Annotated in this window: 17 protein-coding genes and 4 pseudogenes; 15 read left to right on the top strand and 6 right to left on the bottom strand. The window is 40.4% G+C overall.

The features are described 5' to 3' along the window. Positions 1–3: 3 nt before the first annotated feature. The 9 genes and pseudogenes from purR to OVN21_RS00545 all read left to right on the top strand — a co-directional run bounded on the left by purR (position 4) and on the right by OVN21_RS00545 (position 5,722). Entirely contained in the window at positions 4–831 is an 828-nt protein-coding gene (gene purR, locus OVN21_RS00505) for a pur operon repressor (protein WP_004238844.1), read from the top strand. Positions 832–897: 66 nt separating this feature from the next. Then, on the top strand, positions 898–2,148 hold the full coding sequence (locus tag OVN21_RS00510; protein WP_267246842.1) for a diaminopimelate decarboxylase: 1,251 nt from the start codon (positions 898–900) through the stop codon (positions 2,146–2,148). Positions 2,149–2,273: 125 nt separating this feature from the next. Beyond that, on the top strand, positions 2,274–3,068 hold the full coding sequence (gene pflA, locus OVN21_RS00515) for a pyruvate formate-lyase-activating protein (protein ID WP_267246843.1): 795 nt from the start codon (positions 2,274–2,276) through the stop codon (positions 3,066–3,068). Positions 3,069–3,359: 291 nt separating this feature from the next. After that, positions 3,360–3,719 carry a transposase gene (locus OVN21_RS00520; RefSeq protein WP_267246844.1) on the top strand — a complete coding sequence of 120 codons (360 nt, stop codon included), beginning with the start codon at positions 3,360–3,362 and terminating at the stop codon, positions 3,717–3,719. Beyond that, positions 3,683–3,941: pseudogene (locus OVN21_RS11105) on the top strand (transposase); the annotation flags it as partial. The gene OVN21_RS00520 and the pseudogene OVN21_RS11105, both read left to right, overlap by 37 nt. Positions 3,942–3,978: 37 nt before the next feature. Further along, the gene (locus OVN21_RS00530; RefSeq protein ID WP_267246846.1) at positions 3,979–4,242 is read left to right on the top strand and encodes a transposase; all 264 of its coding nucleotides are present in this window, start codon (positions 3,979–3,981) and stop codon (positions 4,240–4,242) included. Between the two features lie 35 nt (positions 4,243–4,277). Continuing rightward, positions 4,278–4,757 (top strand): transposase, encoded by a 480-nt coding sequence (locus OVN21_RS00535; protein WP_267247282.1) that lies wholly within the window; start codon positions 4,278–4,280, stop codon positions 4,755–4,757. Between the two features lie 32 nt (positions 4,758–4,789). Then, positions 4,790–5,206: pseudogene (gene nmlR, locus OVN21_RS00540) on the top strand (stress response transcriptional regulator NmlR). Then, a pseudogene (locus OVN21_RS00545) lies at positions 5,207–5,722 on the top strand (alcohol dehydrogenase catalytic domain-containing protein). A gap of 122 nt (positions 5,723–5,844) precedes the next feature. Here the strand turns inward: OVN21_RS00545 and OVN21_RS00550 are convergent. The 4 genes and pseudogenes from OVN21_RS00550 to OVN21_RS00565 form a co-directional block, all read right to left on the bottom strand. Beyond that, positions 5,845–6,729 (bottom strand): annotated as a pseudogene (locus tag OVN21_RS00550) (substrate-binding domain-containing protein); the annotation flags it as partial. 75 nt (positions 6,730–6,804) lie between these two features. Continuing rightward, positions 6,805–7,872, bottom strand: a complete 1,068-nt coding sequence (locus tag OVN21_RS00555) for a site-specific integrase (protein ID WP_267247283.1) — start codon at positions 7,870–7,872, stop codon at positions 6,805–6,807. 120 nt (positions 7,873–7,992) lie between these two features. Further along, on the bottom strand, positions 7,993–8,943 hold the full coding sequence (locus OVN21_RS00560) for an Abi family protein (protein WP_267246847.1): 951 nt from the start codon (positions 8,941–8,943) through the stop codon (positions 7,993–7,995). A 141-nt stretch (positions 8,944–9,084) separates the two neighbouring features. Next, on the bottom strand, positions 9,085–9,882 hold the full coding sequence (locus OVN21_RS00565; RefSeq protein WP_267246848.1) for a helix-turn-helix domain-containing protein: 798 nt from the start codon (positions 9,880–9,882) through the stop codon (positions 9,085–9,087). 355 nt (positions 9,883–10,237) lie between these two features. Between OVN21_RS00565 and OVN21_RS00570 the strand changes: the two genes are divergently transcribed. The 4 genes from OVN21_RS00570 to OVN21_RS00585 all read left to right on the top strand — a co-directional run bounded on the left by OVN21_RS00570 (position 10,238) and on the right by OVN21_RS00585 (position 11,070). Further along, a complete protein-coding gene (locus OVN21_RS00570; protein WP_267246849.1) occupies positions 10,238–10,396 on the top strand; it encodes a hypothetical protein in 159 nt (52 codons plus the stop codon). Between the two features lie 27 nt (positions 10,397–10,423). Beyond that, on the top strand, positions 10,424–10,603 hold the full coding sequence (locus OVN21_RS00575) for a helix-turn-helix transcriptional regulator (protein ID WP_284525284.1): 180 nt from the start codon (positions 10,424–10,426) through the stop codon (positions 10,601–10,603). A 122-nt stretch (positions 10,604–10,725) separates the two neighbouring features. After that, complete coding sequence (locus tag OVN21_RS00580; RefSeq protein ID WP_267246850.1) at positions 10,726–10,911, top strand: helix-turn-helix domain-containing protein; 186 nt, start codon at positions 10,726–10,728, stop codon at positions 10,909–10,911. Between the two features lie 18 nt (positions 10,912–10,929). Further along, a complete protein-coding gene (locus OVN21_RS00585; protein ID WP_267246851.1) occupies positions 10,930–11,070 on the top strand; it encodes a hypothetical protein in 141 nt (46 codons plus the stop codon). Positions 11,071–11,095: 25 nt separating this feature from the next. On the opposite strand, the gene OVN21_RS00590 is transcribed toward OVN21_RS00585, so the two are convergent. Together OVN21_RS00590 and OVN21_RS00595 are read right to left on the bottom strand one after the other, a co-directional pair. Then, on the bottom strand, positions 11,096–11,626 hold the full coding sequence (locus OVN21_RS00590; RefSeq protein WP_267246852.1) for a hypothetical protein: 531 nt from the start codon (positions 11,624–11,626) through the stop codon (positions 11,096–11,098). An 80-nt stretch (positions 11,627–11,706) separates the two neighbouring features. Further along, positions 11,707–12,189, bottom strand: coding sequence for a hypothetical protein (locus OVN21_RS00595; RefSeq protein WP_267246853.1), 483 nt, complete (start codon positions 12,187–12,189; stop codon positions 11,707–11,709). A gap of 57 nt (positions 12,190–12,246) precedes the next feature. On the opposite strand from OVN21_RS00595, the gene OVN21_RS00600 reads away from it, so the two are divergent. Together OVN21_RS00600 and OVN21_RS00605 are read left to right on the top strand one after the other, a co-directional pair. After that, positions 12,247–13,122, top strand: coding sequence for a DUF3102 domain-containing protein (locus tag OVN21_RS00600; protein ID WP_267246854.1), 876 nt, complete (start codon positions 12,247–12,249; stop codon positions 13,120–13,122). Beyond that, positions 13,119–13,529, top strand: a complete 411-nt coding sequence (locus OVN21_RS00605; protein ID WP_267246855.1) for an ORF6C domain-containing protein — start codon at positions 13,119–13,121, stop codon at positions 13,527–13,529. The genes OVN21_RS00600 and OVN21_RS00605 overlap by 4 nt, the downstream gene beginning before the upstream one ends. Positions 13,530–13,556: the final 27 nt, after the last annotated feature.

The raw sequence follows: 13,556 nt of genomic DNA on the forward strand, positions 1-13,556 counted from the left end.
AAAATGAAATTAAGAAGAAGTGATCGGATGGTTGTCATTTCCAACTATTTGATTAATAATCCATACAAACTAACAAGTCTCAACACCTTTGCAGAAAAGTACGAATCTGCTAAATCATCGATTTCAGAGGACATCGTGATTATCAAGCGCGCCTTTGAGGAAATCGAAATCGGCCACATCCAGACAGTTACTGGGGCTGGTGGAGGTGTCATCTTCACACCGTCAATCTCAAGTCATGATGCCAAGGAAATGGTTGAGGACTTGCGTGCCAAGTTGTCAGAAAGTGACCGTATCTTGCCAGGTGGCTATATTTACTTGTCAGATTTGCTTAGCACACCAGCTATCTTGAAAAATATTGGTCGCATTATTGCCAAGAGCTTTATGGACCAAAAGATTGACGCGGTTATGACAGTAGCGACCAAGGGTGTTCCGCTTGCAAATGCAGTTGCCAATGTCCTCAATGTTCCCTTTGTCATTGTGCGCCGTGACCTGAAAATTACCGAAGGTTCAACTGTCAGCGTCAACTATGTATCAGGTTCAAGTGGTGACCGCATCGAGAAAATGTTCCTTTCAAAACGTAGTCTCAAGGCAGGAAGCCGTGTCTTGATTGTGGATGACTTCTTGAAAGGTGGCGGAACTGTCAACGGGATGATTAGTCTCTTGCGTGAGTTTGATTCAGAATTGGCAGGTGTAGCAGTCTTTGCGGACAATGCCCAAGAAGAACGTGAAAAGCAGTTTGACTACAAGTCACTCTTGAAGGTAACCAATATTGATGTCAAGAACCAAGCCATCGATGTTGAGGTTGGCAATATCTTTGACGAAGATAAATAAGAGATAGAACTAAAGGTTGGAACGATTGTCCCAGCCTTTCTTTGCAAATAGAATAGAAAGAAACTTATGAAAACACCATTTATCAAAAAAGAAGACTTAGAAGAGATTGTTGCCGAGTTCCCAACTCCCTTTCACTTGTATGATGAGAAGGGGATTCGTGAGAAGGCAAGAGCCGTCAACCAAGCCTTTTCGTGGAATAAGGGCTTTAAGGAATATTTTGCAGTTAAGGCTACTCCAACCCCAGCTATTTTGAAAATTCTCCAAGAGGAAGGCTGTGGTGTGGACTGCTCTAGTTATGTAGAACTTTTGATGAGTCATAAACTGAATTTCCCTGGTTCTGAGATTATGTTCTCTTCAAACAACACGCCAGACATGGAATACGCCTATGCGCGTGAATTGGGTGCGACCATTAACTTGGATGCCTTTGAAGATATTGAACATCTAGAGCGTGCAGCAGGCGTTCCAGAAATCATCTCATGTCGTTACAATCCTGGAGGTGTTTTTGAGCTAGGGACAGACATCATGGACAATCCTGGAGAAGCCAAGTTCGGCATGACCAAGGACCAGCTCTTTGAAGCTTTTGCTATCTTGAAGGAAAAAGGAGCTAAGACCTTTGGGATTCACTCCTTCCTAGCGTCTAATACTGTGACCCATCTCTATTATCCAGAGTTGGCGCGTCAGCTCTTTGAATTGGCTGTTGAAATCAAGGAAAAGTTGGGCATTTCGCTAGACTTTATCAATCTTTCTGGCGGTATTGGTGTCAATTATCGTCCAGACCAGGAGCCAAATGATATTGCCTTGATTGGTGAGGGAGTTCGTAAGGTGTATGAAGAGGTCCTTACGCCAGCAGGTCTTGGTGAGGTTAAGATTTTCACCGAATTGGGTCGTTTTATGTTGGCACCTCACGGTGCTTTGGTTACAAGAGTAACTCATAAGAAGGAAACCTACCGTACCTATCTAGGTGTGGATGCATCAGCAGTCAATCTTATGCGTCCAGCCATGTACGGCGCCTATCACCATATTAGCAACATGACTCATCCAGAAGGACCAGCTGAAGTGGTAGATGTGGTTGGTTCACTCTGTGAAAACAATGATAAATTTGCAGTGAATCGCGAACTGCCTCATACAGAAATCGGTGATTTGCTGCTAATTCATGATACAGGTGCTCACGGTTTTTCAATGGGCTACCAGTACAACGCCAAACTTCGTTCTGCGGAAATCCTCTATACCGAAGAAGGGAAAGCCCGTCAAATCCGCCGTGCAGAGCGCCCTGAGGACTACTTTGCAACCTTGTATGACTTTGATTTTGAAGAATAAGATGATAAGTAATTGAAAATGAAATTGAAAAACAGATTGCTTTCTAAAAAATAGGCAAAAATCTTGTTTTTCCTTCAAGTCGTGATATAATAAAACTATAAAACGTTTTCAAGGAAGGTAACGATATGTCTGAAGAAACAATTGATTATGGACAAGTGACAGGAATGGTGCATTCGACAGAAAGCTTTGGGTCAGTAGATGGGCCTGGTATTCGCTTTATTGTCTTTTTGCAGGGCTGTCACATGCGTTGCCAGTATTGCCACAACCCGGATACTTGGGCTATGGAGTCCAATAAGTCACGTGAACGGACGGTAGATGATGTCTTGACAGAGGCCTTGCGCTACCGCGGTTTCTGGGGAAATAAGGGTGGGATTACAGTCAGTGGAGGAGAAGCTCTCTTGCAGATTGATTTCCTGATTGCCCTCTTTACCAAGGCTAAGGAACAAGGAATCCACTGTACCTTGGACACCTGTGCCCTGCCTTTCCGTAATAAACCACGTTACCTTGAGAAGTTTGACAAACTTATGGCTGTCACTGACTTGGTCCTCTTGGATATCAAGGAAATCAACGAAGAACAGCACAAGATTGTTACTAGCCAAACCAATAAAAATATCTTGGCCTGTGCCCAGTATCTATCAGATATTGGAAAACCTGTCTGGATTCGCCACGTGCTAGTTCCAGGATTGACAGACAGAGACGATGACCTGATTGAACTTGGTAAGTTCGTCAAGACCCTTAAAAATGTTGATAAGTTTGAAATTCTGCCTTATCACACTATGGGTGAGTTCAAGTGGCGTGAATTGGGAATTCCTTATACACTCGAAGGGGTTAAACCACCAACAGCAGATCGTGTCAAGAACGCTAAAAAACTCATGGATACTGAAAGTTACCAAGACTATATGAAACGTGTACATGGATAAAAAAAGCCTAGGACAATAGTCTCTTATCCCAAAAAAGCAACGGCAAAGCCGTTGCTTTTTTGCATGGTTACGATAGTCTTGGTAAAATAGAATTGCACAATACACCATTTAGAAAGGCTATCTCATGCATATTCACTATAACACAAATCAAACAACTTTACCACTAGAAATCCGTTTTTTCTTGCCACAAGACCATCTCGTCTTTGATATTGAAAAAGTGCTGAATACCTTGGAAGATAGTCCTTTCCCTCCTTCTATCATGCCTCTGCTCGCCCGTCTTAGCACCCTAAAATGCTTGTATCTACTCTTCTATTTGCCTCTTCACAAGGGATTTTCTCTGCTCGAAAAATTGAAAAAATGATGATTGAAAATCTCGCCATGCAGTACCTAACAGGGCAGTTGGTTGTTAGCTATCGCACCATCAAGCGTTTTCGTGTCGCCGAAGGGATGGAAGAACTCATTCGTGATCTTTTCATCGACCTCAATCTTCGTTTAAAAACGGAAGAGTTAGTGATCTTAGATTGTTTGTGTATTGACGGGACTAAGATTGAAGCCAATGCCAACAAGTATCGTTTCGTGTGGAAAAAAGCAAGGGACAAGTTTTCCGTCAAACTGCAAGAACAGATCCAGATGCCACTTTTATACGGATGAAAGAAGACCATATGAAAAATGACCCACTCAAGGCTACTTATCATCTTCAAATCGCTACTGAAAACCAATTTCTTCTTCACTATGATGTCTTCTCAAATCCGACAGATACCAAGACTCTTCTCCCCTTCCTTGAAACCCCTAAAGACAGTTGTCGCAGATGCTGGATATGGAAGTGAAGAGAACCTCCTTCGTTTAGATGAAAAGGAGGTGAACCATCTGATTAAGAATCTGTATTCACAAAAAATGTTAAACTAAAGATATGATACGAAAAACATATGATACCGATTTAACCGATCAAGAATGGGCTAAACTTGAACCCTATTTCTCCCAACATCGCACCTATAAGTGGGCTAAACGAGAACTCGTGAACGCCACCTTGTATATCACTAAAACAGGTTGCCAATGGCGTATGCTCCCTCATGATTTCCCTCCTTCCCTAACTGTCTGGAGTTTCTTTCGTCGTGCCAGAGAGAGCGGTTTGTGGGACACCATTTTGACGGAACTGGTTAAAAAAAGCGACTGAAAGCTGGTAGAGCAGCCCCTCCAACCTATGCTATCATTGATTCTCAAAGCGTGAAAACAACAGATGCTGCAGAGGAACGTGGGATTGATGGCGGTAAGAAAGTCAAAGGGAGGAAGCGCCACATCCTTGTGGATACTATGGGAAATCTTCTTGATGTGGTGGTTCATGCAGCTCATTTGCACGACACAAAATCAGGCTTTTTAGTGGCTCGCAAAGTGATGCTACAATTCCCAACCATCAAGGCTTTTTCAGCCGATGCTGGTTATCGTAAAAGCTCTGAGGAGATGATGGTGAAGGAGTTTGGTTGCCCAGTAGGTATTTCTGAAAAAATCAAGGCCAGCTGGCAAATCATCCCCAAACCTTGGGTTGTTGAGCGAACTTTTTCTTGGTTGAATCACTCTCGAAGATTAGCTAAGGATGTTGAAAAATCCGTATCGTCAGAGCTTGCTTTTGTCAAACTTTCACACATTAATCGGCTTTTAAAGGCTCTATCATTTTGTGAATACAGGTTCTAAGTTCAGTGAAGAAAATGAAAGGAGGCTAGTATATGAATATTAAATCCGCCAGCGACTTATTGGGAATTTCAGCGGATACGATTCGGTATTATGAGCGAGCTGGTCTTGTGCCACCGATTACTCGAACCGCAACTGGAATTCGTGACTTTCAAGATTAAGATATAGAAGTACTGGAATTTATTAAGTGTTTCCGTTCGGCAGGTGTCTCTGTAGACAGTTTAGTTGACTATATGTCGCTCTACCAAAAGGGGGATGAAACGAGAGAGGAAAGGCTTGGTATTTTAGAAGATGAAAAGAAAAAATTAGAGGAGCGCTTGTCTCAGTTACAGACGGCTTTAAATCGCTTCAATCTCAAAATTAAACTTTACAAGGAAGGAAAATTTCAAATGAAATCAGCAGTGTATACAAAGGCGGGTCAGGTTGGACTTGCTACAATTGAACGTCCGTAAATTATAGAAGCAGATGATGCTATTATCCGCATTGTTCGCACTTGCGTTTGTGGTTCGGATCTCTGGAGCTACCGTAATCCCAAAACTGAAGAAGGACATAGGAATAGCGGTCATGAGGCTATTGGAATTATCGAAGAAATCGGAGAGGCTATTACAACGGTCAAGCCGGGAGATTTTGTCATTGCACCTTTCACCCATGGATCTGGAGTCAGGTGCGACAGCTGTTGTAGCTGAACGTGGTCAAGAAGGAATTGCCAAGGTGCGTGAGATTCTAGGTGGCGAGGCAGATGCAGCTCTGGGAGTCCTTCACAACGGAGGCCGCTTAGGATTTGTCGGTGTACCGCACTATGAGAATCGGGCCATTGGCTCAACCTTTGGTCAAAATACAATAATCTGTGGTGTCCAGCTTCTGTTACAACATACGATAAGCAATTCTTACTAAAAGCCGTTCTTGATGGAGACATCAATCCAGGTCGCGTCTTTACTTCAAGCTATAGATTAGAAGATATTGACTAGGCTTGTAAAGATATGGATGAACGCAAGACCATTAAGTCTATGATTGTGATTGAATAGAAGAAAATCCTAATGGAGATTTGAGAATCTCTATTAGGATTTTTTGCGTTGGTATACTTGTTGAGTTATGGAAGAGTACTCTCTCTCAGAGTCAGTCTGGTTCCCAGCATAGTCAGGCTAGGGATGCTGCGACCATGGAGAACTTCCTTATTAAGAATATCCATGCCTGCTCGGTCCATTTCCTCGGTATAGACAGTGATGCTAGAAAGAGGAGGATAGACCTGCTTGGTCAGACTAGTGTCGTTAAAAGAAATAAGGCTGACGCGGTCTGGCAGGCTGATTCCAGCTTCTTGAAGTGCACGGAGGGCACCGATGGCTAAACTATCGCTGGCTGCGAAAAAGGCTGGTGGGAGTTGTTCTCCTAGCTTGTAAATGGCCTTCTTCATCAAGTTATAGCCCGACTGGGTAGTAAAGCTCCCCTGAAAGACCAGTTCTTCATGGTAGATACCTTTTGCTTGGGAAATGTCTTTGAAATTTTCTAGTCGCTTATCCTGAATGATTTCTTCCTGATCGGTTGTTTCCTCAAGACCTGTGAGAATTCCGATACGGTCAAGCCCTTGGCTGAGGAAATGGTCTACAGCTTGTTTCACAGCAGTGTAAAAGCCAGTAATAATACAGGTATGACCTAGTGAGAGGGTGTCACTGTCTATAAAGACTAAAGGTTTTTGGTATTCTTCAAAGGCAGAAATCTGAGCCCGGCTGAACTTTCCGATGCAGAGAATCCCAATCACTTCTTCGCTTAGTGTAAAAGGATGGTCATTAAAATAGCGCAAGATATCATAGTCCAACTCTTGGGCTCTTTTTTCAATCCCAAGGCGAATCTGGTAGTAGAGATCGTCCAGCTCTCCTTGTTCGCTGACCCATTGGATAATGGCAATCTTTTGCTTGAGCTTGTGGGACTCGCCTGTCTTGAGGTGTTTGGTGTAGCCCAGCTCTTCAGCAACTGTTAAAAAAGGCGGTAGACGGATTTAACACCCTTTATTTATCACGGTTTACGGGTGGTTCGCCCCAAATCCGCCCCAAAATTATGCAATTAGAAAAATTTCTTTTATCTTTTCGAAGTTCTTTTCTGCCAGTGCTTCCATTTGATGCGAATACACTTTCAAGGTTATATCAGGACTTTCATGTCCTAACAATTTTGATATCGTTACAATGTCAACGCCCTTTAAAATCAAATATGATGCGTAAGTATGGCGCAGACTATGATTTCTAACTGGACGACCAACTAACCTTTTTATCAGCTTATTACAAGCGGAATTGGACACTCCAAAACAAACACGGTTTTTTATGTTTGCTTGCCAGTATTTCTTTTTGTACGTTTTCGGCGTTTCTATCGTGGTTTTATCTATCGGGACTTTTCTTTTTGATGTTTCATTTTTTAGACCAGCAAAATCTTGCGTTTTGGAATAGTCGAAGGACTTGTTTATATCTATTATTCCATTTTCCAAGTCTATATCACTCCACGTTAGCCCTAGAGCCTCAGAAAAGCGCATACCAGTCACAGAAAGGAGGTAGAGGGTAAAATAGGACACATACTGGATATGCGAGCGTGTGGATGAAATTAGAGCCTTATACTCGTCCTCTTCCAAAAAGTCGTTTTCTTCTGCTCGGTTTTCGATTTGTGATTTCACTTTTGCATCATCAGCGAAGTTGTAGTTGATAACTTGCTCACGGACTGCAACTTTCAAAGCGCCTTTAATTTGATAGTGGAATTTCTCAAGTGTTTCTTGAGCGTATTTCTCACCAAACTCGTTTAATTTCTTTTGATAATAGAGGGGCGTTATATCCTTTACTTTCAAATCTTCGAAATATGTTTTGATATGCTTGAGATTCTTCGTGTATGTATCCCACGTTTTATCTTTGACGTGTGGACGCTTGTATACGTCAGACCACATTTTGACGAAATCATACAAAGTAACCTCTTTATCTGTCAGTAAATTTTGCGATAGACTTTGCTCAACTTCCAAGGCTTCTACTTGAGCAAGTTTTTTCGTCTTAAATCCACTTTTTGATTTTTGCTTATACTTGCCGTCGGTATCCTTGTAAGATATGCGATACTCCCAACCGTTCGCTCGCTTTCTGAAGTATGCCATTGTTTGTACCTCACTTTTTTGATAAAATGGGTATAGTAAAGAGGGCTTTTTAATGCCTTTTACTATACTGGATATCCTCACACTCAAAGATGGCCGTCGGAGAGTGGGGGGATTTTTTGTTTAGACGATAGGAATAAGTTCACCGCCTATTTGTTGGTTTATATAATCTCTATCTTCTGGATATTTCAACAGATAGGAGTTGATAGCTTCCATAATCTGGAAGTTCAATAATCCCACTGGTGATACTGGACCCCAAGTTTTGAATAAGGTTAGGGAAAATATGAGTGTTCTCAAACCGTTTTGTCCTTGCCCATTCTTGTAATCTTCTTCTGTGATGTGCAATCGATTGTGAAAGAATTTATTGTAATTGATTTTGTTCTTTTCTGTTGTGAAGTTATAAACTCTTCCAAGATGGGCACATCTGTTTCGATAGGAGAGTAAGAAGTAAAATACATTGATAAACAATTGTTTAATATCATTATCTATATTTTCTTTATCTAGTCCTGTCATGCGCTGAATAACTTCTGTCTTTATATGCGACTTTTGTAGTTTATAAAAAGTGATTAGGTGACCAAAAGTCATCCCTTTAACAAGAATCCAAGGCGGCACGTTGCCATGCTTTTCTCGATAATGTTTATATGGTTGAGTCTTATCTTGGGTGATTTTATAGCATTTACGTAGAAACTTAGAACGTTCAGACTCTTTGAATTTTTTAGCACCTCGTTCATAGTTCTCTCTTTGAAGGTATTTATTTTGGTCTGCAGTGTAATGTTCTGCGACTACGTAGGAAAGAACGGTTCTAAGATGAGCCTCGATTTCTTGTAATGCTAGATTGATATTTGTTCGTATGCTTTTGTCCATGAGGAAAACGTCTACGAGTTTTTCAAATGTTGCACCCTCTTTAAACTTCTCTCCTTGTTCAATACCAATTTCTTTATAGCCGTTTATGATTTCGTAATAGCTGTATGTCGATAAAATGCTGATTGCCCTGTTTTCATCTCGGATGGTAAGCCCTCGAGATTTTAGGAGTTCTATCTGCTCTCGGAATGTTTTGAAAGGTTTTGTTTCCATATCTCTCCTTCGTAAATCAAAAAGAGCCTCTGCATAGATGCAAAGACTCTTCTAGGCTCCCAGGGGGGAGCATTCACTTAGATTAATTTCATTATAGAGTCTTTTGTTGTTTTTGTCAAGTTTTTTGTTAAATTCAGTTTTTTATTCTCTATACACACTGACAACTTCGCCGATGGTGCGGATATCGTTGCTTTCGTCTAGTTGAATATCAGCACATTCAGGGTTAAGGCTTTCTAAATACCCTTGACGCAGTTTCTTGACATAGTTAGCGCCGTCTACTTGAAAGATACCGATGGTGTTATAGTCAACCTGTGGGGTGTTCTTGATAAAGAGATAGTCGCCGTTTTTTATCTTTGGCTCCATGGAATTTCCGACGACATAAGCGATAGCGTCATAGTTGTCTGGTATTTCATCCTCATAGAATGAAACCTCCATATCTAAATCGTCGTCCTGCATCGCGCCACTACCAGCAGAAACAACCCTAGTAACACGGCGGTAAGTGGTCTGTCTGTAGTCGTCCAGTCTGGTGATGTCCTCCGATACTTCGTTTTTCTTCGTTTCTTCTTCGTTTTTCTGTCGATAGATGCTGCCGTTTGCTTTTTGGCTCTCCAGAAGCTCCTCAGAAGTCCGTAGGACGATTTTTTTATTATCTGGGGTTAATTGTACCACCTTGTCCGTTATCTGCTGTGTGAGCAAATCTGGGGACGCTGTGGAGGTGGTAGAGTTTTCATTCGTAGATGGAAAGAAGTCATCAATGCTTACCCCGAAAATATCACATAGGGAAAAAAGCATATCTTGATTAGCTTTACGATCTCCCTTTTCGTATCTACTTATGGTTTGTTTTGTTGTATTTAGTTTTTGAGCAAGTTCATCTTGAGTAAGACTAGCTGACTTTCTGAACAGTTTTATCTGATTTCCTATGTATTTTTTTAAGTCCATATTTTTTACCCCTGTGACGTTATATGTAGATTATATAAAAAAGTCACCGAAATCGCAACTTTTTTTATTTTTTCATTAAAAAAGTGTTGACAAGTCACCAAAATGGTGACATAATTAAATCATGGTTGAGATAATCAACCAAATAAAAAAGGAGGTACAGCCAATGAGGCGACAGGAAAGAAGACCTAAAAAAAGAGAATTCGGCTTAAAAATCCAAATTCTCTGGTTCAAAATTGAGTTCCATTACTCAATAGAGTGGTAGGAACTTAAGGGGCTGACCTAAAGCCCCTCCCCTCTATGGGGCACTGTCATTATATCACATAGGCTGTATCTCCTGCAAGAAAAAGGAGAAAAAATGAATTGGAAAAAATTCTTGTTTGGTAACTTTGATTACGAAAAGACAAATCAAGACAATCATGCAAAAACTTCCTTGGAAATTCGAGGTGGACTTATTCCAAGTATGTTGTTCTGGTCTAGTATTATCGTACTGACTTTATATTTAATTTTTAGATAGGGAGGTGGTTATGATTTGCAAATACTTTTGTACGAATTACGTAAATCCAAAGGATTGACGCAAAAGAATTTGGCAGATAAACTTGGGATATCCGAAACGGCATATCGTCAGAAAGAAAAGGGGCAACGTCCCTTTACTCAAGATGAAATGTTTTTCTTGCATAGTTTTTTTAATAAACCATTGCAAGAAATTTTTTTACCAAGATAGTCACCAAAACGGAAACGTCAAAAAGGTCAAACTTTTTCAAAATCGATAGAATTAATTCTATCAAAACTGTTGACAAGTACCAACAGTTTTGAAAAGACCTATCAGTAGAAAGGAAGAAGTCAATGTATGGAGCGAAAATGAAGGAGCTGAGAGCTGCTCAAAAGCTGGATTTGCGTGAGCTTGCTAAGCGAACCTTGATAGACTACACGACCTTGTCACGGATCGAGAACGACCTGAAGGCAGTGACGCTGTCGCAGGCGGTGGCGATTGCTAAGGCGCTAGGGTGTAGAGTGGAAGATATGTTGTAGGAGGAAGGAGAGGAAGAAATGAATGCAAATGTAAATGTATTTTATGAATTAACTTGTAAAGACTTGAACGAAGCGATTGACGCAAAAAATAAAATCATCGCCAATACACTTGACGATGAAACTGTTGAGATAAAAATTGAATGCTTACGTGATGTTTGAACTGTAAAATCGCTCGGAGATGGTTCTATCGTAGATCGCGTAATAGAGCCATGGTCGATTGTCTGATAGCTGTAGCTGGAGAATCGCTTTTATTGCTCTCGTTTACAGTGTAGAGCATTGAAGATGCCAAGTTTGCATCAAGTACAAAATTGTCTGTATATTTACGTTTCTTAGTATCGGAGTAGGCAATCGTTATTACGATACGTCCTTTATAATCTGGGTGTATTGACGATGTAATTTTTTGTCCTGGGGCAATCATATTTCCGATAAGTGAGTTGAAGCGGTGCATAGAATTCAATGAATCCAATTCTCCATCTATCTGAATATTATCTATATATGCTGGAGTTTGGCCAAAATTTTTAAAAACATAGGTACGTTGTTGATTTTTAACTGCATAGGCATCTACATAAACATTAATATAAGGCTTTGCCATATCCTCTGTAGCTTTCTTCGTTTGCCAGAGTGAAATGGTATTAAAAACAAAACCGATAACTGCAATTATTACTGTGATATAGAGTGTCCAAATCTGGACATTATCATTGGTGATTTGTGGCATTATATTACCTCCTTTATGGATTTATTATAGCAGAAGGAGAGAAAAATAGAAAGGGGGAGAGGAGAATGGTAGAGCCTTTCTTAATTGGCTTTGTTTTCGGTAGTTTTCTGTGCTACATTGTCGCTAGTCTGATAGGTGCTGTATTGGACTTTAAACTTCAGAAGTGGCAACAACAAAGCGATAAAAGCAATCCAACCCGTAAGGATTGAAAACTGTAATTCTGTGAGAGTCAAGGTAGCGACAGCTATCACTGCAGTCGCTAAACCTACAGATGAAATGTAAGTTGTGATTTGTGTATAAACTTTATCAGGTATCAATTTTCTATTTCGTCCACATGAAATACAGTAATAAATTGAACCGAAAAATATAAAGCAAAGAATAAGAACGAATACAATAGCAAGGATTCTTTGTTCTGTAAAAGCTTTCAAGAAATCTGTTAACAGTGAATCAGAAATAGGATAGAAGGTAGTAAAAAGGTGAAATCCTACGATAACTGTCGAAATCGGAACTAGGACACCATATAAGACGATTTCCTTTAGATAGTGAAAAAATGACGATTTCATTATTCTCCTCCAGTCGTTTTTATTTTAATTATATCAAATTTAGAAAGGAATTAGAGAGTGAATGAAATAGCTTTATCAAACAACCTCAATCAGATTGAACTAGAAATCAATCATCACAAACAAATTGCAGGGCAGTCAATTTGGGAAATCGGCAGACGACTGAAACATGTCAAAGAACGTAATCTTACCCACGGTCAATTTGGAAGTTGGGTAGAGAGTATAGGAATTGCTAGAACAGAAGCAAGTAGATTTATAAAAATAGCTGAAGAGATTCCAAATTTGGGCACGTACACAAATTTGGGGACAAAGGCCCTTTATCTCATTGCAACCCTTCCAGCAGAAGAGAAACAGGCTCAAATTAACAGGATTGAGCAAGGGGATAACCCAACAGTCAGAGAGTTGCAAGATTTGAAATTAAAATTTTCTGCAGCTAAAAGAAAAATAATGGAACTGCAAAAGGGGGAAGAACAGACTAGGGAAATCGTGAAAGAAGTTCCTGTTATGCCGGCGGACTATCAGGAAGCCCTCCAGAATCATCAAAAACTAGAAGAGCGTGCTAAGTCTGCAGAGGAGAGGAATGCTTTTCTTGAAGCGCAATTGAAAGACCTGTACGCTCAACGTGCAGAAGTGGATGAAAAATCGAACAAGTACGATGAATTGACAAAAGCCATCCAGCAATCCCAAGGGCAGTTGGACGACTACCAGAAAAAAATCGCAGCCTACAAGAATATCCTTAGCCTTATCCAGAAAGGGAATGATTTTCTTGCTAATATGGGCGGTCTCATCTACGCAGATGAAGAAAAAGTTTTACATGCGGACGGGGTAGCTGGTCAGGAATTTGACAGTTTTGTCAATCGAGGTATCCGATTCTTTAACGATTTACAAGCAATCAGAAAGAAAGACAAGCAAATCTTGGAAGGAGAAATTTTATGACGCATGAAGTGGTTTCAAGTCAACCGAGCGAACTGACTCAAGAGGATATCTTGATACAAGTTCTACAAACTCAAAAAGAATTAAAGCAAAATCAGGAAGTATTGGCAGGAGATGTTGATTATCTAAAAAATGAGCAACCGGTCAACCCATCCATTTGTTTAGAGCTTGAAAATTTAAGAAAAGTGAAAGTCATCACGGCTCTTGGCGGTAAGGATAGTCAAGCGTATAAAGACCGCTCTTTTGCCAGCAAGGTCTTTCGTCAGGCGGCTAAAGACTTTAAAGAATTCTTTAGGATTCCACGGTATGACCTACTGAAGAAAAAAGACGAAGAAAAGGCTTTTAATTACTGGAAGTCATGGGAACCATCACATAATACCAAGATGGAAATTAAGACCATAAATGGGTAAAGGCTAAGCAATTTAGAGAAGGAGATA

It is taken from the genome of Streptococcus sp. Marseille-Q5986, from assembly GCF_946902915.1.
GTDB lineage: Bacteria > Bacillota > Bacilli > Lactobacillales > Streptococcaceae > Streptococcus.

What these genes read in the sequence shown, in the direction of transcription:
- purR (WP_004238844.1), top strand. Translation starts at nt 4, where the DNA reads ATGAAATTAAGAAGAAGTGATCGGATGGTTGTCATTTCCAACTATTTG.
- OVN21_RS00510 (WP_267246842.1), top strand. Translation starts at nt 898, where the DNA reads ATGAAAACACCATTTATCAAAAAAGAAGACTTAGAAGAGATTGTTGCC.
- pflA (WP_267246843.1), top strand. Translation starts at nt 2,274, where the DNA reads ATGTCTGAAGAAACAATTGATTATGGACAAGTGACAGGAATGGTGCAT.
- OVN21_RS00520 (WP_267246844.1), top strand. Translation starts at nt 3,360, where the DNA reads ATGCTTGTATCTACTCTTCTATTTGCCTCTTCACAAGGGATTTTCTCT.
- OVN21_RS00530 (WP_267246846.1), top strand. Translation starts at nt 3,979, where the DNA reads ATGATACGAAAAACATATGATACCGATTTAACCGATCAAGAATGGGCT.
- OVN21_RS00555 (WP_267247283.1), bottom strand. Translation starts at nt 7,872, where the DNA reads ATGGCATACTTCAGAAAGCGAGCGAACGGTTGGGAGTATCGCATATCT.
- OVN21_RS00560 (WP_267246847.1), bottom strand. Translation starts at nt 8,943, where the DNA reads ATGGAAACAAAACCTTTCAAAACATTCCGAGAGCAGATAGAACTCCTA.
- OVN21_RS00565 (WP_267246848.1), bottom strand. Translation starts at nt 9,882, where the DNA reads ATGGACTTAAAAAAATACATAGGAAATCAGATAAAACTGTTCAGAAAG.
- OVN21_RS00570 (WP_267246849.1), top strand. Translation starts at nt 10,238, where the DNA reads ATGAATTGGAAAAAATTCTTGTTTGGTAACTTTGATTACGAAAAGACA.
- OVN21_RS00580 (WP_267246850.1), top strand. Translation starts at nt 10,726, where the DNA reads ATGTATGGAGCGAAAATGAAGGAGCTGAGAGCTGCTCAAAAGCTGGAT.
- OVN21_RS00585 (WP_267246851.1), top strand. Translation starts at nt 10,930, where the DNA reads ATGAATGCAAATGTAAATGTATTTTATGAATTAACTTGTAAAGACTTG.
- OVN21_RS00590 (WP_267246852.1), bottom strand. Translation starts at nt 11,626, where the DNA reads ATGCCACAAATCACCAATGATAATGTCCAGATTTGGACACTCTATATC.
- OVN21_RS00595 (WP_267246853.1), bottom strand. Translation starts at nt 12,189, where the DNA reads ATGAAATCGTCATTTTTTCACTATCTAAAGGAAATCGTCTTATATGGT.
- OVN21_RS00605 (WP_267246855.1), top strand. Translation starts at nt 13,119, where the DNA reads ATGACGCATGAAGTGGTTTCAAGTCAACCGAGCGAACTGACTCAAGAG.